Below are 22,286 nucleotides of genomic sequence, written 5' to 3'. Positions count from 1 at the left end.
TAACGGCGCCCGGGCCCGGCCCGGGCGCCGCTTTCCCAGGGGTTCTCTTCTCGGGGCTGGATGACTTCGCCATGCCGATGCGTCTGCGCAATCAGATCCAAGACCTGCTGCCGCGGCTGGTGCTGTCGCCCAGCTTTGTGCTGATCCTGATTTTCGTCTACGGCTTCATCGTCTTTACCGGCTATCTCTCGTTCACCGATTCCCGCATGCTGCCGTCCTTCGACCTGGTCGGCTTCACCAACTACTTCAAGCTCTTCGGTCTGCGCCATTGGTCCACCGCCCTCGGCAATCTGGCGATCTTCGGTATCCTCTACATCGTCATCTGCACCGTCATCGGACTGGGTCTGGCCATCCTGCTGGACCAGAAAATACGCGGCGAGGGCGTGTTGCGGCCGGTCTTTCTCTATCCCATGGCGCTCTCCTTCATTGTCACCGGGACCGCCTGGAAGTGGTTCCTCGACCCCGGCATCGGCCTGGAGCACGTGATGCACCTCTGGGGCTGGGAGTCCTTCGAGTTCAGGTGGATCAAGGATCGCGATATGGCGATCTACACCATCGTCATCGCCGCCGTCTGGCAGTCTTCCGGCTTTGTCATGGCGATGTTCCTGGCGGGCCTGCGCGGCATCGACAACGAGATCCTGAAGGCGGCGCAGATCGACGGCGCCTCGGCCTGGAGACTCTATCGCCGCATCGTCATTCCGATGCTGCGCCCGGCCTTCCTTTCCGCCTTCGTCGTCTTGGCCCACCTGGCGATCAAGGCCTACGACCTGGTGATCGCCCTGACCAACGGCGGTCCCGGCCGGGCAACGGAACTGCCGGCGACTTTTATGTACTCCTACACCTTCACCCGCAATCAGATGGGGGTCGGCGCCTCCTCGGCGGTGATCATGCTGATCATGATCGCCTCCATCATCATTCCCTATCTCTACAGCGAACTGCGGGAGAAGCGGACGTGAGCGGGGCCGGCAATGCTGTCGCCCTGCGCAGCGGCGCGATTGCCCGGGCAGCGATCTACGCGGTGCTGATCGTCTTTGCGGTCTACTATCTGTTGCCGCTCTTCGTCATGCTGGTGAACTCGGTGAAGCCGCTGGACGAGATCCGCTCCGGCAACATGCTGGCGCTGCCGGAGGTTTTCACTTTCACCCCCTGGGTGCAGGCCTGGAGCGAAGCGCAGATCGGCGTCGAGCCGACGGGCCTTTCCCCCTACTTCGTCAATTCCCTGGTCATGGTGGTGCCGGCGGTACTGATCTCAACCTTTCTGGGCGCACTGAACGGCTATGTCCTCACCAAGTGGCAGTTCCGCGGCCACCGGATCATCTTCGGTCTGATGCTGTTTTCCTGCTTCATTCCGTTCCAGATCGTGCTGATCCCCATGGCCCGTATTCTCGGGCTTCTGGGTATCGCCGGCACGACTTGGGGCTTGGTGATGGTCCATGTCGTCTATGGTCTCGGCTTCACCACGCTGTTCTTTCGCAACTACTACGATGCCTTTCCCAGCGAACTGGTCCGTGCTGCGACCATCGACGGAGCCGGCTTCTTTCGTATCTTCCAGCGGATCCTGCTGCCGTCTTCCGGACCGATCATCGTGGTCACGGTGATCTGGCAGTTCACCAACGTCTGGAACGACTTCCTCTTCGGTGCTTCCTTCGCCGATTTCGACAGCCAGCCGATGACGGTGGCTTTGAACAATCTGGTTTCTTCCTCCACGGGGGTGAAGGAATACAATGTCCATTTTGCCGGAGCGATCCTCGCCGCCTTGCCGACGCTGATCGTCTACATCGTCTCCGGCCGCTACTTCGTGCGCGGGCTGATGGCCGGCGCCGTCAAAGGGTAGGGGATCAAGAGGTAACCATGGCCTTTCTCGAAATCCACAATCTGCGCAAGTCCTTCGGCGATGTCGATGTGCTGAAAGGCATCAACATCGCCATCGAAGAGGGTGGCTTTCTGGTACTCGTCGGGCCTTCGGGCTGCGGTAAGTCCACGCTGCTGAACAGCATCGCGGGGCTGGAGACCGTCAGCGCGGGGGAGATCCGTATTGCCGGCCGGCCGGTGAACGATCTGCATCCCTCGGAGAGGGATATCGCCATGGTGTTCCAGTCCTATGCGCTCTATCCCAACATGAATGTCGCGGAGAACATCGCTTTCGGGCTGGAGATGCGCGGCGTGGCGAAGGCAGAGCGCGATGCGGCGGTGGCCAAGGTCGCCGATATGCTGCAGATCGAGCCGCTGCTGAAACGCCGCCCAGGCCAGCTTTCCGGCGGCCAGCGCCAGCGCGTCGCCATGGGCCGCGCCCTGGTGCGCGATCCCCAGGTGTTTCTTTTCGACGAGCCGCTGTCGAACCTCGACGCCAAGCTGCGTGTGGACATGCGCACCGAGATCAAGAAGCTGCACCAGGCACTGGCCACCACCATCGTCTATGTGACCCATGACCAGATTGAAGCGATGACCCTGGCGACCCAGATCGCTGTGCTGAAGGACGGGATTCTGCAGCAGGTCGGCTCGCCGGAAGAGGTTTACTCGAACCCGGCCAATGTTTTCGTTGCCGACTTCATGGGTTCGCCCACCATGAACCTCATGCCCGCCAGCCTTCATCAGGCTAATGGCGCAACTTCGGTTCAGATCGGCGCAGTCAGCCTGCCGGTTTCCGAACCTTCGGAAGCGCTGCGGGCCCATGCCGGCAGGGATATCGTTTTCGGTGTGCGTCCGGAAGACGTGACCGACGTTTCCAGCGCCGACCGTTCGGCCCGCTTCATTGAAACGCTGGAATGCGGCATCGACGTCGTGGAGCCCACGGGGGCGGATAAGTTCGTCGTCACGCGCCTCGGCGAGAAGGAGGTAACGGCAAGGGTGCGTTCCAGCGAGCGTATTGCGCCGGGCGACCGGGTGCCGCTGGCATTCAATATGGATAAGGTGCATTTCTTCGATCCGCAGACGGAAATGCGGATCAACTAGATCAAGACAAGAGGGTTTTATGGCATTGAGGGTTGGATTGGTCGGCTACGGCCTGGCCGGCAAGACGTTCCACGCGCCGCTGTTTCCAGCGGCTGAAATCGAACTGGCGGCGGTCGCCTCTTCCGACAGCGCCAAGGTTCTGGCCGATCATCCCGGCGTCACCGTGCACCCGACACCGGCGGCGCTTTTCGCCGATACGTCGATCGATCTCGTGGTGCTGGCAACGCCGAGCCCGACCCATCCGGCGCTGATGCTGGAGGCCCTGGCAGCCGGCAAGCATGTCGTATCGGATAAGCCTTTCACCCCCAGCGTTGCGGAGGCCGATCAGGTCATTGCCGCGGCGGCCAAGGCCGGGCGGATCGCCACTTGTTTTCAGAACCGGCGCTGGGACTCCGATTTCCTGACGCTGCGTAAACTGATCGAAGCCGGCGAATTGGGTGAGATCAAAAGCTATCGCGCGCATTTTGAATTCTACAAAGGCGAGGTTGCCGACCGCTGGCAGGAAAGGCCGGCCCCGGGCGTCGGCATCCACTATGATCTGGGCGCCCATCTGATTGATCAGGCGCTGCAGCTCTTTGGCTTGCCGGACTGGGTGGAAGGCGATCTGGTCATCCAGCGCAGCGGCGGTGCGATTGCCGATGGCTTCCACACCCGCATGGGCAAGGGCGCGCTGCGCATCGACCTCTTCGGCAATTACTACGCGCCGGATCATTCGACCCGCTATGCCGTTCACGGCACCCGGGGGTCCTACATGAAGCGCTTCATGGATATTCAGGAAGACCAACTGCGCGGCGGAATGACCCCCCTGGACGAGGGCTATGGCATCGAGCCGCAGGACCGCTGGGCCAGGGTGACGACTTTTGATGGAGAGCAGGGGAGCAGCCGCTTCGAGCCCAGCATCCCCGGCGCCCACCAACAGTTCTATGCCCTGCTGCGTCAGGCCATCGAGAACGGTGGCCCGCCGCCGGTGCTGGCGGAGGAAGCCCGCGATACCATCCGGATTATCGAAGCGATCCGGGAATCAAGCGAGGCAGGCAGGCGGGTTACCCCCTGAAAGAACGCCAACGTGTGAGTGAACGATGTTTAGGGATTGGTGGGCGCCTTGGGAATCGGCCCCAGCCCTGTACGCTGATCCGATCTAGCGAACGTCAGGATATCCGACCGGTGATAGGCGCGAAGGTCTGCATGGGCCTTAGACAGATCCTGTCTGCAAGCGGTGCAAGTTACTTTCGGGAAAGTTGCCTGCAGGCGATGGGTGGCGGTTCACTGGCAATTTTGCGCGTGGGCCGGTGGTTCCCAGCGGGCGGGCCAGAAGTTCAGCAGCCCCGGCACCTCCATCGCGTCGTCGGTCACCGCATAGCAGCTGAGCCTGGGGTAGTTGTCGCTGTCGCCCATGAAGTGACAGCTCAGAGACCAGGAGCCGAGGGTACCGATCAAGGGCGCTGCGGTTTCGCTCGGCGAGGGGTTGGGCGACAAGTGGCCCTCGCCGGAACGGCAGGCCTTTATGACGAGGCGGTCGCCCTCTGCCTGAATGCGCAGCAAGTCGAGCAGCGCTGTGCCGTCGGGGCCCGGTGTGCGGCCGACCACCTCGTACTCGCCGGCGAAATACCCAGCCGGCGGACCGTCCTGCGCCCAGGCGGCGGCCGGCAGCAGCGTGACGAGGAGGAAAAGCGTGAGGGGTTTTTTCATGGCACTTCCTATATCCGGGATGACTTCGGCTCTGCAAGAGTGCTGCAGCCATGCTCCGGTAGGTCGTTGCTCGGCGGCTTTCGGTTCAGCCGCGCCTCGCCGATCAGGGTGCGAGAAAAACCGAGAGGAATCGCAGGCTTGGATCGGTCTCGCATTTTAAGGCCAGGCGCCCGATCATGTCCTCGGTCAGCTCGGTTCCCGCGCCAAGAAGCAGCTTGCCGTTCTCTGAAACCAGGTTCTCGGCGATGGTCATACCTGGTTGGGCGTCTTTGTAGTGAACGTTCGTGCGTATTCTGCGCGGTGAATCGCCACTGCTTGAGGATGATCCCGGCCGGTCTTGTTGCTTCACCATCAAGGTATGGGCGCTCACTGATTCAATGTCTTTGACGGGCGCTTTTGCAACCTTGATGACGTCGTATTCCTCGGGGCTCCTCAGTTTGATCTTGCGTTCCATCGCCGCGGTAAGGCGTTCGCTCAACTGCGCTTTTGATACCGGCTTGCCGAGCAGCCCGCTGACGTCGAGGGCGCTGGCCTGGCGGACCACGTCGGCGTCTGCGTTGCCGGTGATGATCAGGACCGGAAAATCGCGGCTGAGGCTCGTCTTGCCGGTTCTGACCTGCTGCAGGATTTCCAGGCCTGTCAGCCCGTCCATCTGCTGATCCAGGATCAGGGCGCCGGTCATGAACTTCAGGGCCAGGAGGGCTTCCTGGCCGTCTTTGACTGCGCGCGTCTCGTACTTCAATTGCTGCAGCATCCTCACCATCAGGGTGCGGACGAACTCCTGATCGTCGGCGATCAGAATGCTCTTAGGCGCTTTGGCGTTCATCATCGCGGATCAATCCAGCTTTTCCCAGGTAGGCCTTCAAGCGGCCGGTTTCCGTTTCCAGGGCTTCGATGAGTTTGTCGGCACCCTGCAGTTCCTCGCCGGCGGTCAGTTTCTCCAAAGATTCGCAGGTGTCGGCCAGGATCGCCGCCATGCCGTAGCGTGCGGTCCCCTTGGCCGCATGTGCCGCCTTGCAAAGGGCCGCGGTATCGCCCTGCTGCAGTGGGCCGTGCAGAGCGGAGAGCGAGGTCTGCCAGTTTTCGAAGAAGTCCAGGATCAACGCGTCGATCGTCTCGGCGTCATCGTCGCCGATCAGTTCGGCGATGCCTGCCCGGTCGATGGGTGGCGCGTCCTGCGGCTCCTGCAGCGGCGCCGGTTCTACAGGCTTGGTTTCGGCCTGCCTCATGGAGGGGTGCCACCATTGCTCCAGAGCCGTGGACAGTTCGGAGAGGCCGACGGGCTTGGAAAGATAGGCATCCATCCCGGCGTCGTAGCAGCGCTGCGCATCGCCGGTCACAGCGTTGGCGGTCAGGGCGATGATGGCGCTGCGCGGCCGGCCCGCCGCTTCCAGCGCGCGTAGCGCCATGCTGAACTCGAAGCCGTCCATGACAGGCATGGAGCAGTCGGTAATGACAATGTCGTATTCGCTGTCTTCCAGCAGGGTCAAAGCTTCGCGGCCGTTTTCCGCCAGATCGCAGTCGATCCCGAGGCGGCGCAACTGGCGCTTCAGGACGAGCTGGTTCATCGGCTGGTCTTCGACCACCAGAATTCGGGGCGCCTGGCCGGGTTCGAAGACCTGGTAGCCGGTTTGACCTGATTGCGCCTGATCGGCCCGCCTTGCGGAGCGGGTGGCCTCGTTGCCGTGGATCGCATGTGAGATGTTGATGGCGCAGAGGGGCTTGGCGATCAGCTTGATTTCGTTGAAGAACAGGGCCTGGCGCCGACCGTTCGGATTGCAGTTGGTGGTTGCCGCGAATGTCTGATCGAAACCATTATCGGCACAGGCAACCATGTCCTGTTGTTCAGGGTCCAGGGCTTTCCAGTCCAACAGCAGGGTTCGTTGCCGCTCGGTCCGCTCGGACAAGATGGGCAGCAGGGCCTCGACCTGAGTTGCATTATGCACCACGGCGCCGGCCGCTTGCAGCGATGGGATAACGTCGTCGGGAAGTCCGCCGGCAGGGAACAGCAAGGTAACATTCTGGTCAGCCATAGGCCGGACATCCGTTGCGCCCCATTCCACCACGGGAACCGGGAACGATGCCAGAAAACTGCTGCCTTTGCCCGGCTCCGCATAGCAATTGATTTCGCCGTCATGAAGCTCAATGAGACGTTGGGCGATGGTGAGGCCAAGGCCGGTGCCGCCGAAGGAGCGGGCGGTCGCACTGGTTTCCTGACCATAGGGCTTGAACAGGTTCTCGGCTTTTTCCGGATCGAAGCCGATACCGGTGTCGTCGACCGAGATGCAGAGTTGGGCGCGTCCGTCGTTGATTCGCTGGGCCGATAAAGAGATGACGATACGGCCGCTGTCGGTGAACTTGATGCTGTTTCCGACCAGGTTGGCGATAACCTGGCGCAAACGCAGCTCGTCGGCGATGACCTTCCTGGGAACCAGGGCGTCGACGACGGTGGTGACGGTGAGCCCCTTATCCTGGGCGGCGCCGGAGAAAATCGACTGGACGTTCTCCACCATTGTCCCGGGATCGAACTCGATCATATCGAGCATCAACTCGTCGGCTTCGATCTTGGAGAAATCCAGGGTGTTGCCGATGACCCCGAGAAGCCCCTTGCCGGCGCCCATCGACGCCTCCACGAGATCGGCCTGCTCACGCTCCAGGGTGGTGTCGCTCAGAAGCTCGAGGTTTGCGATAACACCGGCCAGCGGAGTGCGCAGTTCGTGGCTCATATGGGCCAGGAAAGCCGACTTCGACCGCGAGGCCTGCTCGGCTGCTTCGCGCAGCCGCGCGGAGCGATAGTCCGAGACAATCCTGGTGATCGCCTGAACGATCGGGCCAAGCTCCTCGGCCAGCGCTTCGTCGAAGCCGCCCGGGCGATTGGCGAGCGCCACCTCGCCGAGAATCTCGTCTTCCAGGGTCAGCGGCAGGATCATCAGGTTGTCCATCGCCAGATGTCCGCAGGGCACGCCGGTCGAGGCCGGATGTTTTCTGGGGTCGTTGGCGATCAGAATCTTGCCGTTACGAAGCGGTTCGCCCCGCAGGTTGTCGATGTTGCGGAACTCCATGCCGCCCGAGGCGGCGCTTTCGTACCAGCGGCGGGTTTCCTCGTCCCAGGAGATATCGGAGATGGCCAGGCTGCGCAGGAAGGGCTTGCCTTCTTCCTCTTCTACCTTTTCGGCGATCAAGCCATAGACCGAGCCGCTGAGGCCAAGGATCTTCTCGAGAAGCTCTTCAAAGGCGCCGCGATTGCGCGTCTGGTTGAGGTAGATCGAATGGGCATCGTTCACCGCGGCCAGAATCGCGGTACGGCGCTCATCCCGCTTGGCCAGCAGGACCTGCTCAGTTACTTCGACGAGAGAAGACCGGATGGCGAGCTTGTCGCCCCACTCAATCTGTTGCGAGGTGACGTCCATATAGATGGTCTTGCCGTCGACACGATGCCCGGGTGCGCGCCGCTCTGTCGTTGGTTGACCGCTTTCCTTGACCGCACGCCACCGCGTACGCGCCTCGCTGTGCATCTCTTCGGGGATAAAATCCGTCAGCGTGCGGCCGCGCATTTCCGAGCCATGGCTCAGTCCCAGAATCTGAGCCGTTGCGTCGTTGGCGAAGAGGACCATGCCGACGTCGTGAATGACCACACCGTCGTTGGCATCCTCGATCAGGGATTTGAAGCGACGCTCGTGCTCGCTGCCGAGCTGTTGATGGCGATAGAAGTTGATGACGAGGGCCAGGAGGGCGCCCAGCGATGCGGTCAGCACCAGCCCCAGGCCGATAAGGTCGGTCCAGAGGTCCGCAAAGACCTCGCTGCTGCTCATGCTGGCGGTAGCGACCAGCGGCCAGCCGGGTACCGGGGCAACGGCCGTCAGGGTGTCTGCGCTACTCTCGGACTCGGCCCAGAAGAACCCTTCCTGCGCGATCTGTTCCGGCGCGATCTGTATCGGCTGGTCGGAGGGGGCGGTGGCGGGATCGCCTTCCAGGCGGCCTGCCGTTGCGATGACGGCACCTTTGTTGGTGACCACCCGGCGTCTGATCGGTCGATCACGCTCAAGGGCAAAGGCGCTGGCGAAATAGTCAGGATTGACCGAGACCATGGTGATCCCGAGGAAGGTCCCGTCCGGCGCCGACAGGCGGCGCGAAGCGATCAGGATCCACTTGTTTTCGATGCGGCCCAGGACCGGATCGCTCAGATAGATCCCCTCTGCTTTATTGTCCCGCTGAACGGTGAAGTAGGCGCGATCCAGGATCAACGGACCGCTGACCACCTTTTGGTTTTCGGAGAGCACCAGCACTCTGACCGTACCGCCGGCATCGGCAAATCCCGCGCCGCCGATGTAGGGTGAGGCGCTGGTGACGCCGGTTAAGGCGCTCAGGGCGGCGTTACTGTATTCGTCCACGCGCAGGCCGTGACGTTCGACCTCTTTCACCAGATGCGCCAGTTCGATCTCGACCTGGCGCATGGCCTGGGCGATCTGCTCGGCGGTGGCCCGCGCGTCAACGGCCAAGTGATCTCTTTCTTCGTCCAGCGTGCGTTCGTAGGAAATAAATCCGATGAAGGCGAAGATGATGAGCTGCGCCAGGGCAACGAGGCCGAGAGCCGCTGACTTTGGTACCGCTTGGATCATAACCTGGACGAGACCTCTTTAGCTTGGTCTCCCCATCTACAAGAAATTCGCTAAACAAGTACTAATTGTATTAACTAGGTAAATACGCAACTTTGTTTAGCTTTTTCTTGTGGAGCGAATGATCCGCAGCCACGCCAGGGGGCGGGGTCAGGCTCGGTTCGTTTCGGATGCATAGAGTGCCGTGCCGGCGTTGTCGAACAGGCGCGCCTGCGCCGGATCGAAGTGCAGACCGACGCGGTCGCCGGGATTTATCGGCGCGTTGCCCGACTGGCGGGCGACCATGCCGCCCCAGTCGTCCACATTCACATAGACAAAGGTGTCGGAGCCGAGCCGCTCGACCACCTCCGCCCAGCCGCAGCAGTCGCCCTGACCACCGGCGGTCAGGTCGATATGCTCGGGCCGGACGCCCAGGCGGGCCGGCCGGAAGTCGGGTGACCAGGCTTCGGGGCAGAAGATCCCGCCGCCGGGCAGATGCACCCCCCGTTCATCGGCGGTGCAGTCGACCACGTTCATCTTCGGCGAGCCGATGAAGGTGGCGACGAAGAGGTTGGCCGGGCTCTCATAAAGCTCAAGGGGCGTGCCGACCTGCTCGATACGGCCCCGGTTCATCACCACGATACGGTCGGCGAGGGTCAGGGCTTCGACCTGGTCATGGGTGACGTAGACCATGGTCGCCTGCAGTTCCTGGTGCAGCCGGGCGATCTCTATGCGCATTTCCACCCGCAGCGCAGCGTCCAGGTTGGACAGGGGTTCGTCGAAGAGGAAGGCCTCCGGGTCGCGCACGATGGCCCGGCCCATGGCGACGCGTTGGCGCTGGCCGCCCGAGAGTTCCTTGGGCAGGCGCTCAAGCAGGTCGGAAAGCCCCAGGGTTCGTGCAGCCAAGGCGACCCGCTCGCGGATCAGCGCCTTGTCCTCCTTACGGATCTCCAGACTGAAACCCATATTGCGCGCGACGTTCATATGCGGATAGAGGGCGTAGGACTGGAAAACCATGGCGATGTCGCGGTCGCGCGGCGGGCGGTCGTTGACCACCGCGCCGCCGATTGCGATCTCGCCGCCGGTGATCGATTCGAGGCCGGCGATCATGCGCAGCAAGGTCGACTTGCCGCAGCCGGAGGGCCCGACCAGAACGACGAACTCACCGTCGTCGAAGGTCAGGTTCACGTCGCGCAGAACCTCGACATCGCCATAGCTTTTCGCAATGTTTCGCAGTTCGATTTCGGCCAAGAGAGTCCCCCCGGTTCTGCCGGTCAGCCCTTCACGGCGCCGGCGGTTAGCCCCTGCACGAGGAAGCGTTGGATGAAGATGAAGAACAGACAGCTCGGGATCAGCGCCAGCACGCCGGCAGCCATCATCTGCCCCCAGTCCACGGAGAACTTGGAGACGAAGGTGAGCAGCCCGACGGGAAAGGTCATCGCGTCGTTGGAGTTGATCAGCATCAGTGCGAAGAGCAGCTCCGACCAGGCGGCGGTGAATACGAAGCCCAGGGTTGCCGCCAGACCGGGCAGCGTCAGCGGCACGACGACGCGGCGCAGGGCCTGGAAGCGGGTGCAGCCGTCGATCATGGCGGCTTCCTCCAGGTCTTTGGGGATGCCATCGAAGAAGGACTGCATCAGGAAGGCCGCAAAGGGAATATTGAAGGCGGTATAGACGATGATCAGGCTCTCAAGCGTATTGAGGAGACCCAGGCCGCCCATGATGCGGTAGATCGGCGCGATGATCATCAGCAGCGGAAACATCTGGGTCAGCAGCATGACGAACATGACCAGCCGCTTGCCGCGGAAGTGAAAGCGCGAGAAAGCGTAGCCCGTCGCGGCGGCGATCAGCGTGACCGCCACGGCGGTGCCCAAAGAAACAATCAGGCTGTTGGCGAAATAGGCGACGAAGTCCGAGAAGAACAGCACGGTCTCGAAGTTCTCCCAGGTCGTCCGGCTCGGCCAGAGAGCGGTGCCTTCGGTGTAGAGCAGTTTACCGGGCGTCACCGCGATCTTCAGCAGCCAGAACAGCGGGAACAGGGCGAAGAGCACATAGCCGGCGAGTGCAAGACTGCGCCCTGTGCTGGCGGCACGTCGGGAAAAAGCCTGGTTCATCGCCGGCCCCTCAAACCCTGACCAGCCGGGCGCGCATCGACAGCAGGACCAGCGCATAGGCCAACAGCAGTGCCAGCAGCACGATGGCGATGGCCGAGGCATAGCCGAAATCGAGCCGCCGGAACGCGGTGGTGAAGATGTAGGAGGCGACGATCTGGGTCGAGTTCGCCGGGCCGCCGCCGGTCATGACGAAAATCAGGTCGGCGAAGTTGGCGATCCAGATCGTGCGCAGCAGCACCGTGATCGCGATCATCGGCGCCAGAAACGACAGGGTGATCTTGGTGAACATCTGCCAGGCGGTCGCGCCGTCCATCGCCGCGGCTTCGTAAAGCTCCTTGGGGATCGACTGCAGCGCCGCCAGCAGGGTGATGGCGAAGAACGGGATGCCGAACCACACATTGGCGGCGATCGGTCCCCACATGGCGATGTCGGGGTCGGCCAGGATGTTGTAAGGCTCGGAGAGGATGCCCAGGGCGGCCATCCAGTGCGGCAGCGGGCCGATCAACGGATTGAACAGCCAGGCCCAGGTAAGGCCGGAGAGGAAGGTCGGCACCGCCCAGGGCAGGAAGACCAGCGCCTGCACGAGGCGGCGGCCGGCAAACCGGCGGTTCAGCAGCAGCGCCAGTCCGAGACCCAGGAAGAACTGGAAGAAAAGGGAGCCCATTGTCCACCAGAGCGTGTTGGTCAGGGCGCGCCAGAAATGCCGGTCGCCGGCGAGGGTGCGAAAATTGTCGAGCCCGGCCCAGCCGCGGTCGAAAGGATCGGTCAGCGACAGCTTCTGGAAGGCATAGCCGATGCCGATCACCAGGGGTACGAACATCACCAGCGACAGCAGGATCAGCGCCGGGCTCAGGTAGAGATAGGGTTCCGCCGCCACCTTCAGCAAGGTGAGGCGCCGCCCCCGGGAAGTCCTCTGTGGGGTTCCCGGGGCGGCGCGGCCGGCGGCCGCTGTCACCTGCCTTTCCATTTGCTGTACTCGTCGGTCAGGAAGGCCGCCCATTCGTCGGCGATGTCCTGGGCCGAACGTTGGCCGAGCAGAGCCTCCTGGCTGGTTTCCAGCGCTTTGACGTCGGCGAAATAGGCGAACTTGGTCAGGTAGGTCGGCATGACCGTCGGTTCATATTCGGCGTTGTTCAGTTCGGTGAACCAGCCCGAAAACTGCTCGCTGCTGAAGTAGGGGTCCTGATCGGCGCCCTTGTGGATCGGGATCACGCCGACCCGCTTGGCCCAGGCGAGGTTGGCCTCGGGGCTCGACAACTGCGCGACCAGCGCCCAGGCCTCGTCTTCGTGCTCGGTCGCCTTGAAGATCGACCAGCCGGCATAGCCGATGGTCGGAAAGGCCTTGCCGTCGGGGCCGATGGGCATCGGCGCCACGGCGAAGTCGGCGGCGTCCATCCGCTCGGCAATGGCGATCAGCGCGTCGGGATCCTGATCCAGCATGGCACAGGTGCCGGAGTAGAAGCCGGCGACGATCTCGTTGAAGCCCCAGTTCACCGAGTCCTTCGGTGCATAGCCTTTTTGATAGATATCGAGCAGGAACTGGATGCCGGCGACCGAGCCCGGCTCGTTGATCCGGCTCTTGCCGTCTTCGGTGAAGAACTGGTTGGTGCCGTTCATCGCCGCGGCCATCATGATCCAGCCGTTCAGGCCGCCCGGCCCGCCCCGCAGGCAGTAGCCGTACTTGCCGTCCAACGCCGAGACCTTGCGCGAAACCTCCATGAATTCATCCATGGTTTTCGGCGGCGCAGAGACGCCGGCTTCGGCGAACAGCTTCTTGTTGTAGAACATGGCGCGCAGATAGAAGCCGTAGGGGATCATGTAGGCATTGCCGTCGACCAGGCGCCCCATGGCCAGGGTCTTGTCGGTCAAAGCCGACGTCCCGTTCCAGCCGGCGAGGCGGGATTCCAGGTTCACGAGCTGATCCGAACCCGCATAGAGCGCCATCCAGCGGTCCGGCATCTCCACCACATCGGGGATGTCGCCGCCGGAGACCATGGTCGCCAGCTTCTCGAAGGCCTGTCCCCAGGGCAAAGAGACGATCTCGACGGAAACGCCGGGGTTGGCCGCTTCATAGCCGGCGACGATTCCCTTCAGTGTTTCGGTCCGCTCGGGGCTGGTGATCACCTCGACCAGCTTCAGTTTGGTTTCGGCCATTGCCGGCGCTGTGGCGCAGAGAGTGCCAAAGGCCGCGGCCAGAAGAAGTTTTTTCATGTTTCACCTCCCTTGATGAGTGCCGCTATGCCGCGGCTCCTTGCTGCAGGGCCGACACCAGGTCGCTCCACAGATCCTCAGCGTTCTCAAGCCCGATACTCAGTCGCACGAGATTGTCGGGGACGCCGAATTCAGCCATTGAATTGCCTTCCGCTTTCTGCACCTTGCCGATCGCCGCCGGGAAGACGAGGCTCTCAAAGCCGCCCCAGCTGACGCTCAGCCGGAACAGCGTCAGTGCATTGCAGAAGGCCCGCACGGAAACCGCGGCATTCAGTTCAATCGAAAAGAGCCCCGAGTTGCCCTTCAGCGAGCGCACCGCGCCGGCGCGGGCAAAATGAACCCGGTCGACCAGGGGATGGTCCTCAAGCCGTGCGACCAGGGTTTCGGTGCTGCGCGCGTGGCGCTCCATCCTCGCGTCCAGTGTGCGCAGGCCGCGGATCAGCAGCCAGGCATCGAGGGGCGCCATCTTGGCGCCGAACAGCGGCACCTGGGTATCGATGACCGGCTGCATGGCAGCGGCGCTGCCGGAGACCACGCCGGCAACCACATCGGAGTGTCCGGAAATGTATTTCGAGGCCGAGTGGATCACCAGGTCCACGCCATGGGCGATGGGCCGCTGATGGATCGGCGTGGCCCAGGAGTTGTCGATTGCCGTGACCGCGCCGTGGCGCCGTGCATGGGCGACCGTCTTATCGAGGTCGAGCAGGTCGAAGGTGATCGAGACCGGGCTTTCCAGGTAGGCGAGCCGGACGCCGCGCAGCAATTCCGGATCGTTCTCGAAGGCCTCGACCGGATGATAGCTTACCGCGACCCCAAAGGGTTTCATGACCCGTTCGAAGAGGCGGTAGGTGTCGGGATAGACGCCGCGCACGCAGGCGATCCGGTCGCCGGGGCGGACCTGCGAGAACACCGCTGCGGTAACCGCGGCCATGCCGGAGGCAAAAGCCGCCGAGACGTCGGCGCCCTCGATCCGGGCCATCAGGCGTTCGAACTCGCGCACCGTCGGATTGTCGACGCGGCTGTAGACCGCGCGATCCGACTCGCCGGTAAAGCGCGCCTCGAGCTGCTCGTAGCTGTCGAACATGAACAGCGAGGCCTGCACGATCGGCGGCGGCGCCGAAGCGAAAGCACCGCCATAGGGTTCGGCGAGCGTGGTTTCGCGCGCCAGATTTGCGGACCTGCCCGCCAGATTGCCGCCGGGATCCTGTTTCACTTGGGCCGCCCCGCATCAAGAACCCCCGTAGCCAGAATTCTGCGCACGTCCTTCTCGGTCTCATCGAGAATGATGTTGATCTGTTCGACGGCGCGTTCGGCGTCGCCATCGCAAATTGCGTCGCAGAGCGCACCATGCAGCGCCAAAGATGCTGCGCCGATGGCAGTGGTGCCGAAGGGTTCGGTATAGATCCGGTGGAATGCCGACTGCACCTGCTGGATGACCTCGCCGAACAGCGGGTTGCTGGAGGCATCGTAGATGGCGCGATGGAAAGCATGGTCGGCCGCATACCAATGCTCGCCGCTGTGGAAGACCGCCATCAGGTGCTCGTAGCGGGCGCGAATTTCGGCGCGCTGAGCGTCGGTCGCATTGCAGGCTGCCTCCCGCGTCACCGCGACTTCCAGGGCGCGGCGCACTTGATGTGTCCGCAACAGGCTCTCGCCCTCCAGCTTTATGGTCAGGGGTATATGGAAAGAGCCGGGAGAGACGTCAGCGGCGAGATAGCTGCCCGAGCCTGTCCGCTTGGTGACCAAGCCCAGGCTTTGCCAGGATTTCAGCGCTTCGCGAATGGTCGAGCGCCCGACCGCCAGGCGCTGTGCCAGCACCAGTTCGGAGGGCAGGCGGTCGCCGACCTTCAGCCCTGCCTTGGCGATCATGTCCGCCAGGGCGTCCAGCACGTCCATGTCGCGGGTGCGGCTTTCCAGCGGGCGCAGGTGCCCGGCGGCATCGTCGGCCTGGGCGCTACGCCCGGAGCCGGTAGAGGCCGGCGGTATCTGCTTTTCCATTCAGATCAGATCCTAATAGCAGGCAGTCAGGCTGTCAGACAGATTGAAGGAAAAGTTGCCCGCCATCAAGTCCCGATATGACGATCTGCCGGAGGTGAAGGCGGCTTAGGGCGTTGAAGCATGGTGTCGGGCGTGCGCGGATACGGCGGGTATAAATACGACGGGCATCCTGCCGGGTGTGGGGCCGGAAACGGCCACAGCCGGGGATTGATCCATCTCATTTCATTTTTGTTACGGAATTATTACGTTCGCGACAGTTCCTGGCATCCCTGAAGTGGCTCCGCCGCAGTCGGAAGCCTGCGGAGGCACGACATCCATGAGTATCGTCAACGTCAACAAGCTCGAGAAAGCCCTTCTCGTTAATCGCGGAGAGCTCTTCCGCTTCGGTTCGGCGCTTCTGTTCATTGTCGGGGTGATGTTGTTCGCCGTGTCGCGTCACGAGGGCGGCACGCATGGAACCCTGCTTGTCATAGCGGCCATGATCGGTGGCTACATGGCGCTCAACATCGGCGCCAACGATGTTGCCAACAACGTCGGCCCGGCTGTCGGTTCGAAAGCCATAACCCTGACCGGCGCCATTTTTATCGCTGCGATCTTTGAGGCCTGTGGCGCCCTTATCGCGGGGGGCGATGTGGTGGGCACCATCAAAAAAGGCATTATCGATCCGGCACTCATCGCCGACACCGACACCTTCATCTGGCTGATGATGGGCGGCCTGCTCGCAGCGGCGCTTTGGCTGAACCTCGCAACCGCCGTCGGCGCACCGGTTTCCACCACGCACTCCATCGTCGGCGGCGTGCTGGGCGCGGGGATCGCGGCCGGCGGCTGGGGGATCGCCGATTGGGCCGAGGTCGGCAAGATCGCCGCCTCCTGGGTTGTCTCTCCCGTTCTCGGCGGGATCATCGCGGCTGCCTTCCTCTATGTCATCAAGCGCAGTATCACCTATCAGGCCGATGTACTGGCGGCCGCCCGGCGGATGGTGCCCCTGCTGATCGGGATCATGGCCTGGTCCTTCACCACCTATCTGGTGCTCAAGGGACTGACACGCGTCTGGAAACTCGACTTTCTCACGGCGGCAGCGCTGGGCCTCGGTATTGCGGCTGTCTTCTATTTGCTCATGCGCGTCCATGTCGTACGCCTTGTTCCCTCGCTGCCCAACAGCAAGGAAGGCGTCAACGATATGTTCACGATCCCGCTGATCTTTGCCGCCGCTCTTCTGAGTTTCGCGCATGGCGCCAATGACGTCGCCAATGCCGTCGGTCCGCTGGCGGGGATCAACGATGCGGTGGTTTCCGGCGGAATCATCGAGAAGGCCCGGATCCCGATCTGGGTCATGCTGGTCGGTGCCATCGGAATCTCTCTGGGGCTCGCCCTCTACGGTCCAAAGCTCATCCGCACGGTCGGCACCGAGATCACGGAACTCGACAAGACCCGCGCCTTTTGTATCGCGCTGGCCGCGGCGATCACCGTTATCATCGCCTCCCAGCTCGGCCTGCCGGTCAGCTCCACGCACATCGCCGTGGGCGGCGTCTTCGGTGTCGGCTTCCTGCGCGAGTACCTGAAGGTCAGCTATTCGCGCAAGATTGAGGAAATCAAGGCGCATCACCAGGCGAACGCCCCGGAGGCCGTGAACGATTTCCTGACACGCTTTGAGGCAGCGACCGTTGAAGAAAAGGACGCGATGCTGCGGGCGCTGAAGCAACAGGCGGGTCCTGCTCTGCTGCACAAAAGGGAGCGGAAGGACCTGGGCAAAATCCATAACCTGGAACTGGTGAAGCGCTCGCTGCTCCTGCGGATCGCCAGTGCCTGGGTGATAACGGTGCCGGTCGCCGGCGTGCTGGGCGCCATGATCTTTTTCATGATCAGGGGTGTGATGCTGCCATGATCGAGCCCATCTCCCTGGTCCAGGGAATTCCATGACCGGCCCCATCCTTTGTGCCGTTGATTTCTCGTCGGATTCGCGGGCGGCGCTGACCTGGGCAGCGGGACAGGCGGCGTTGGCGGATCTGGCGCTCGTCGTGCTGCATGTCGTTCATGATCCAGCCTCCAGCCCCGGGTTTTACCGTGCGGTCGAGGAGGAATGGCTTCGTCCCATGGCGGAGGTGGCCGAACAAATGATGGAGGAGTTTCTGGCCGAGGTCAGAGCGGCCAATCCTGATCAAGCCAAACTGCAGTCTGCCGAAGTGCGCCTGGTTTCGGGCCTGCCCGCCGGGCGCACGGTGGAGATGGCCAAGTCCATCGGCGCATCCATGATCGTGGTTGGCAACCGTGGGCGGACCGGGCTTCCCCATATTCTGCTTGGGTCGGTTGCCGAACGGATTGCACAGACCGCGCCGGTACCGGTGGTGGTCGTCAAGGCACCGGAAGCGGGCGTGGTGTGATGGGGACCGGTCTCAATCATTTCGACCTCTGGACCGGCCTGTTCGGGGGGCTGGCGCTTTTCCTCTTCGGTATGGACCTGATGACCAGGGCGCTCAAGCGGGCGGCCGGCGATCACATGAAGGAGTTGCTGGGCAAGTTCACGCGCAACCGCATTGTCGGCGTCGGCATGGGGGCGCTGGTCACCGGTATGGTCAATTCCTCCTCGGTCACGACAGTGATCCTCGTCGGCTTCATCTCCGCCGGCCTGATGTCGATGGCCCAGAGCGTCAGCGTCATCATGGGGGCCAATATCGGCAGCACGGTGACGGCACAGATCCTGGCCTTCAATGTGACACGCTTCGCGCTGCCGATGATCACGGCGGGGTTTCTGCTTTCCTTCCTCTCGCGGGCCGAGAACTGGCGTGAGTACGGCCGCATCGTTCTTGGCATGGGGTTGGTGTTCTTCGGCATGGGCGTGATGAGTACCGCCATGGCGCCTCTACGCTCCTACGAGCCTTTCATCGATTTCATCGCCACCCTGTCGCACCCGCTGGCCGCCGCGCTGGTCGGTGCGGCTTTCACGGCGGTCATACAATCCTCCGCCGCGACCACGGGCATCGTCATCGTCCTTGCGGGGCAAAACCTGATCGGTCTGGAGACCGCGATTGCCGTGGCGCTGGGGGCCAACATCGGCACCTGTGCCACCGCCGGACTGGCGGTAATCGGCAAACCGCGCGAGGCGGTGCGGGCGGCATTGGTTCATGTGCTGTTCAACGTTGCCGGGGTTCTGATCTGGATCGGCTTGATCGGCGAGCTGGCGGACTTGGTGCGCTCGATATCGCCTGGCGCCCAAGTACTCGGAGCCGCCGGCGCCAACGCCGAGGCGCCCCGTCAGATCGCCAATGCCCATACCATCTTCAACGTCGCGAACACTCTGATTTTCATCGGCTTTACGCCCCAGATCGCCCGCCTCGTGGAATGGATGGTGCCGGATCGGCCGCTCTCGGACGAGGCGCCGCTGACGCCCAAGTTCCTGGATGACAATCTTCTCTCGACGCCGGCGATCGCCTTGCAGAACGCACGCCATGAGATCGGCCGGATGGGGGACTATGTGCACGATATGTTATTGCGTTCGCAGTCTGCGGCCCTGGGCGAAAGCCGCCGGGAACTCGATGATCTGGAGGCCCTCGACAGGCCGGTGGACGAGTTGCATCGCGCGATCATCGCCTATCTCGGCCGTGTTTCCCTCACCTCGCTCTCCGCCGAGCAGGCGCGCATCCTGATGCAACTGGTGGAGATCGCCAACGATCTGGAACATGTCGCCGACCGCGTTGCCTCGGACATCGTTACCTCGGCGCGCAAGCGGATCGACGAGCGCGCGACGATCCGCGCCGATTCCATTGAACATATAAACACATTCTATGCCGAGGTGGCGCGCGCGCTTTCCGGCGCCCTGGCCGCCGTCATGACCCATGATCGCAACGCGGCGGCCGGGGTCCGGGGCATGAAGCGCGGGGTGTCGCAGATTGCGCGGGCCATAGAGCGTGACAGCTTTCTCCAACTGCCGGCCGGCAAGGGCCCGGGTGTGCATGGCTATGTGCGGGAAGTCGAGTTGCTGGAGATCCTCGACGGCGTCTTCAAGATCGCCCGCCGGATCGCCCGCAGCGAACTTCATCTGGCAGACGCGATCGCGGCGGGAGACTGACGCCGGCCTGCATCGGACTCTGTGGTCAACGGCAATCTTTGTAATTTATTTCGGTGCCGGGCCGGTCGATTCTCTCAGGATCAGCGAGGTTTCGATCTCTACCGCGCGCGGCGTGTCGGTCCCGTTCAGGCGGGCGAAAAGCATGTCGGCGGCGCGGCACCACATTTCCTGGGTCGGCACGCGGATGGTGGTGAGGGAGGGTTTCAGATGGCGTGACAGCACCAGATCGTCGAAGCCGACCACCGATACCTGATCGGGAATGCGGATCCCGGCATGCTGGGCTTCCAGGATGGCCCCGAAGCCCTGAACGTCGTTGCCGCAGATCACCGCCGTCGGCGGTTCCGGTTGGCCCATCAAGGCGCGAAAGGCGGCCCGGCTCTCGGCAATGTCATAGCGCCGCTCCAGCACCCGGTCGTCAGGCAGATCCAATCCGCCACGGGCCAGTTCCTCGCGGACCCCGCGCAGCCGCCCGATCGCCCGGTCGTTGTTCGCCGTGATGCCGGCGATCATCGCGAAGCGCCGATGGCCCAGCTGCAGCAGGTGGCGCACGGCCGTGGCCGCAACCTTGGCGTTGTCGAAGCCGACGCAGTGGTGCGGGTGTTCCGCCGCGTAGACGCCGGTGTTCACGAAAGGGGTGTCGTAACGCTCCAGCAGCTCCAGACAGCTCCGCGTGTGGGTTTCCCCCATCATGATGATACCGGCGGCATGCTGCTCCAGAAAGCTGCGGCAGACCTGGTATTCCTCTTCCGGATCGTAGTTGCTGGAGCCGATCAGCAGGTGATAGCCGCGCGCGCCGAGGTGGGCCTGCAGCGCCTCGACGCCGGCGGCGAAAATCGAGTTGTCGATCGAGGGAATGATGGCCCCGATAATCCTGCTGGATCGGCTCGACAGCGAACGGGCCGCCCCGCTGGGAATGTAGCCCAGGGCGGTAATCGCCTCCTCCACGGCCTTGCGGGTCTGCGGCTTCACAGTGGCCGCTTTGTTGAGAACCCGCGATACGGTTGCCGTGGAGACCCGCGCCGCCGCGGCAACGTCGGTGACGCTGGCGCGTCCTCCGGGATTTTGTAATCGCTTACGTATTTTCATCTGGGATCTTTATGAAACCTGGAAAACATACCGTGAATATCAAGGATACAGCCAGATTCATCCTTGCAGCAAGAACCACTTTATGTAATCGATTACTTATTGAGAAAGTGAGCGTCTGTTTGAGGGGGGCTCCCGAACAATCGGAAACGGCTGATCGATGACAGCGCTGGAAGGAACCGTCGCGATTACCGGAGCCGCCGGCGGCATCGGCCGGGCGCTCTCCCGGCTGCTTGCCGAAAACGGGTGCCGGCTTCATCTGATCGACCGGGAAGACAGCGACGTTCTGGCCTTTGCCGAAGAACTCGGGGCCAGCGCCAGTGTGCATCCGGCGGATGACGCTGCCGCAGCCAGGCTGGCGCTGAAGCCGGCTGACGGCCCGATCCATGGTTTCGTACATCTGGCCGGCACGATGGAGGACGATCCCGATCTCGGTGACGACCCGGCGGTCTGGGACCGCACCATCGCCAACAATCTGCGCAATGCCTACGACTTCGCCACGGCAATGGACGAGCGCCTGCCGGGCGATGCCATGGGCCGTATCGTCTTCACGTCGTCCCTGGCGTTTCGCCGCGGCGCGATCGACAGCGTGGCCTATTCAGCCGCCAAGGCCGGGCTGGTCGGGATCACCCGCTCGCTGGCACGGCGGTTTCGCCAGCGTGCCACAGTGAACGCCCTTGCACCCGGGATCATTCTTACCCGGATGCCGGAGAAAGTAATCGAACGGCGGCGGGATTTCCTGCTGCAGGAGATCCCACTCGGCCGCTTCGGCGCGCCGATGGAAGTTGCCACGGTGATACGCTTCCTCTTGAGCGAGGATGCCAGCTACATCACCGGGCAATGCATCAATGTCGATGGCGGCCAGGTGATGACCTGATAGGCTGCCTGATAGGCCGAGGGCGCCGTGCCATAGAAGCGCGGGCCAGGACGGGAGGAGTGGAATGGTTACAGTGCTTTCACAGGCCGTTGCCCTGCTGCGCCGAATCAATCTTGCCGTTGAAGCCGCGCTGCGTCCGCTGATCACGGTTGTGATCGTGGCGATGCTGATAACGGTGATCTGGACCGTCGCGGCCAGGTTGACGGGCTTCAGTGCGGCCTGGACCGAGAAGGTCATGCTGATCCTGCTGCCTTCTCTCGCCTTTCTGGTCGCGCCCATCGCCTACCGCCGTGCCGCCAACGTTGCGCTGGACATGTTGCACGATGCCTTGCCGAAGGTTCTGCGGCCGCTTCATTCGCTGCTGCTGCACGTTCTGATCCTCGGGCTGTTGCTGATTGCGCTTGACCTTTCCCTGCGCAAGGTCGGCCTGAAGTGGGATACGATGACGTTGCTGCTCGACGCTATCTTCGGCCTCGACCTGAACTCCATCCGGCCCTTCAAGGCGCGCATGAAAATTCCGGTGCTGGGCCTGGAGTGGCGCTACGTTTTTATGGTTCTGCCGGCCTGCATCACGCTGATGGTCGCCGTCAACGTCGAGATGCTGCTGCGTTACGTCATCGGCCTCTTCGACCCCGACAACCGCCTGGTGCGTCCGGTGCGCTCGTTCGAAGACGCCGCCGCCAATCGGGGCGAGTAGGCCG

At 62.9% G+C, this 22,286-nt stretch carries 19 protein-coding genes; 9 read left to right on the top strand and 10 right to left on the bottom strand.

Annotated elements, in window-relative coordinates; all coding sequences use genetic code 11:
• Positions 1–71: 71 nt before the first annotated feature.
• Genes HBA54_RS14530 through HBA54_RS14515 form a run of 4 tightly spaced genes read left to right on the top strand, consistent with a single transcriptional unit; the run spans position 72 to position 4,006 of the window.
• Positions 72–956, top strand: a complete 885-nt coding sequence (locus tag HBA54_RS14530) for a carbohydrate ABC transporter permease (RefSeq protein WP_205944655.1) — start codon at positions 72–74, stop codon at positions 954–956.
• Positions 953–1,834, top strand: a complete 882-nt coding sequence (locus HBA54_RS14525) for a carbohydrate ABC transporter permease (protein ID WP_167225782.1) — start codon at positions 953–955, stop codon at positions 1,832–1,834. Before HBA54_RS14530 ends, HBA54_RS14525 begins: the two co-directional genes overlap by 4 nt.
• 17 nt (positions 1,835–1,851) lie before the next feature.
• Positions 1,852–2,952 (top strand): ABC transporter ATP-binding protein, encoded by a 1,101-nt coding sequence (locus HBA54_RS14520; RefSeq protein ID WP_167225780.1) that lies wholly within the window; start codon positions 1,852–1,854, stop codon positions 2,950–2,952.
• A gap of 19 nt (positions 2,953–2,971) precedes the next feature.
• Entirely contained in the window at positions 2,972–4,006 is a 1,035-nt protein-coding gene (locus tag HBA54_RS14515; RefSeq protein WP_167225778.1) for a Gfo/Idh/MocA family oxidoreductase, read from the top strand.
• A gap of 209 nt (positions 4,007–4,215) precedes the next feature.
• Here the strand turns inward: HBA54_RS14515 and HBA54_RS14510 are convergent, their stop codons facing one another.
• The 9 genes from HBA54_RS14510 to HBA54_RS14470 form a co-directional block, all read right to left on the bottom strand.
• A complete protein-coding gene (locus tag HBA54_RS14510; RefSeq protein WP_167225776.1) occupies positions 4,216–4,641 on the bottom strand; it encodes a hypothetical protein in 426 nt (141 codons plus the stop codon).
• A 103-nt stretch (positions 4,642–4,744) separates the two neighbouring features.
• A complete protein-coding gene (locus HBA54_RS14505; protein ID WP_167225774.1) occupies positions 4,745–5,470 on the bottom strand; it encodes a response regulator in 726 nt (241 codons plus the stop codon).
• Complete coding sequence (locus HBA54_RS14500) at positions 5,448–9,260, bottom strand: ATP-binding protein (protein WP_167225772.1); 3,813 nt, start codon at positions 9,258–9,260, stop codon at positions 5,448–5,450. Before HBA54_RS14500 ends, HBA54_RS14505 begins: the two co-directional genes overlap by 23 nt.
• A gap of 147 nt (positions 9,261–9,407) precedes the next feature.
• The gene (locus HBA54_RS14495) at positions 9,408–10,487 is read right to left on the bottom strand and encodes an ABC transporter ATP-binding protein (protein ID WP_167225770.1); all 1,080 of its coding nucleotides are present in this window, start codon (positions 10,485–10,487) and stop codon (positions 9,408–9,410) included.
• 23 nt (positions 10,488–10,510) lie between these two features.
• A complete protein-coding gene (locus tag HBA54_RS14490) occupies positions 10,511–11,350 on the bottom strand; it encodes a carbohydrate ABC transporter permease (protein WP_167225768.1) in 840 nt (279 codons plus the stop codon).
• 10 nt (positions 11,351–11,360) lie between these two features.
• Positions 11,361–12,305 carry a carbohydrate ABC transporter permease gene (locus HBA54_RS14485; RefSeq protein WP_322096041.1) on the bottom strand — a complete coding sequence of 315 codons (945 nt, stop codon included), beginning with the start codon at positions 12,303–12,305 and terminating at the stop codon, positions 11,361–11,363.
• Positions 12,302–13,561 (bottom strand): ABC transporter substrate-binding protein, encoded by a 1,260-nt coding sequence (locus tag HBA54_RS14480; protein WP_167225763.1) that lies wholly within the window; start codon positions 13,559–13,561, stop codon positions 12,302–12,304. The genes HBA54_RS14485 and HBA54_RS14480 overlap by 4 nt, the downstream gene beginning before the upstream one ends.
• A 25-nt stretch (positions 13,562–13,586) precedes the next feature.
• Positions 13,587–14,774, bottom strand: a complete 1,188-nt coding sequence (locus HBA54_RS14475; RefSeq protein WP_205944654.1) for a PLP-dependent transferase — start codon at positions 14,772–14,774, stop codon at positions 13,587–13,589.
• Positions 14,771–15,559 carry a FadR/GntR family transcriptional regulator gene (locus tag HBA54_RS14470; protein WP_167225761.1) on the bottom strand — a complete coding sequence of 263 codons (789 nt, stop codon included), beginning with the start codon at positions 15,557–15,559 and terminating at the stop codon, positions 14,771–14,773. Before HBA54_RS14470 ends, HBA54_RS14475 begins: the two co-directional genes overlap by 4 nt.
• A gap of 316 nt (positions 15,560–15,875) precedes the next feature.
• Here HBA54_RS14470 and HBA54_RS14465 point away from each other — a divergent pair, with 316 nt between their 5' ends.
• Genes HBA54_RS14465 through HBA54_RS14455 form a run of 3 tightly spaced genes read left to right on the top strand, consistent with a single transcriptional unit; the run spans position 15,876 to position 19,625 of the window.
• Positions 15,876–17,444 (top strand): inorganic phosphate transporter, encoded by a 1,569-nt coding sequence (locus tag HBA54_RS14465; protein ID WP_167225759.1) that lies wholly within the window; start codon positions 15,876–15,878, stop codon positions 17,442–17,444.
• 31 nt (positions 17,445–17,475) lie between these two features.
• On the top strand, positions 17,476–17,940 hold the full coding sequence (locus HBA54_RS14460) for a universal stress protein (protein WP_167225757.1): 465 nt from the start codon (positions 17,476–17,478) through the stop codon (positions 17,938–17,940).
• Positions 17,940–19,625: a Na/Pi cotransporter family protein gene (locus HBA54_RS14455; protein ID WP_167225755.1), complete on the top strand. Its 1,686-nt coding sequence runs from the start codon at positions 17,940–17,942 to the stop codon at positions 19,623–19,625. The genes HBA54_RS14460 and HBA54_RS14455 overlap by 1 nt, the downstream gene beginning before the upstream one ends.
• Positions 19,626–19,670: 45 nt before the next feature.
• On the opposite strand, the gene HBA54_RS14450 is transcribed toward HBA54_RS14455, so the two are convergent.
• Positions 19,671–20,711 (bottom strand): LacI family DNA-binding transcriptional regulator, encoded by a 1,041-nt coding sequence (locus HBA54_RS14450; protein WP_167225753.1) that lies wholly within the window; start codon positions 20,709–20,711, stop codon positions 19,671–19,673.
• Between the two features lie 157 nt (positions 20,712–20,868).
• On the opposite strand from HBA54_RS14450, the gene HBA54_RS14445 reads away from it, so the two are divergent.
• Together HBA54_RS14445 and HBA54_RS14440 are read left to right on the top strand one after the other, a co-directional pair.
• Positions 20,869–21,585, top strand: a complete 717-nt coding sequence (locus HBA54_RS14445; RefSeq protein ID WP_167225751.1) for an SDR family NAD(P)-dependent oxidoreductase — start codon at positions 20,869–20,871, stop codon at positions 21,583–21,585.
• 64 nt (positions 21,586–21,649) lie between these two features.
• Entirely contained in the window at positions 21,650–22,282 is a 633-nt protein-coding gene (locus tag HBA54_RS14440; protein WP_167225749.1) for a TRAP transporter small permease, read from the top strand.
• Positions 22,283–22,286: the final 4 nt, after the last annotated feature.

Origin of the sequence: Pelagibius litoralis (assembly GCF_011683915.1) — a bacterium.
GTDB classification, from domain to species: Bacteria; Pseudomonadota; Alphaproteobacteria; order Kiloniellales; family Kiloniellaceae; genus Pelagibius; species Pelagibius litoralis.
Note: the sequence above shows the minus strand (reverse complement) of the source record. Positions and strands in the feature narration are given on the sequence as shown.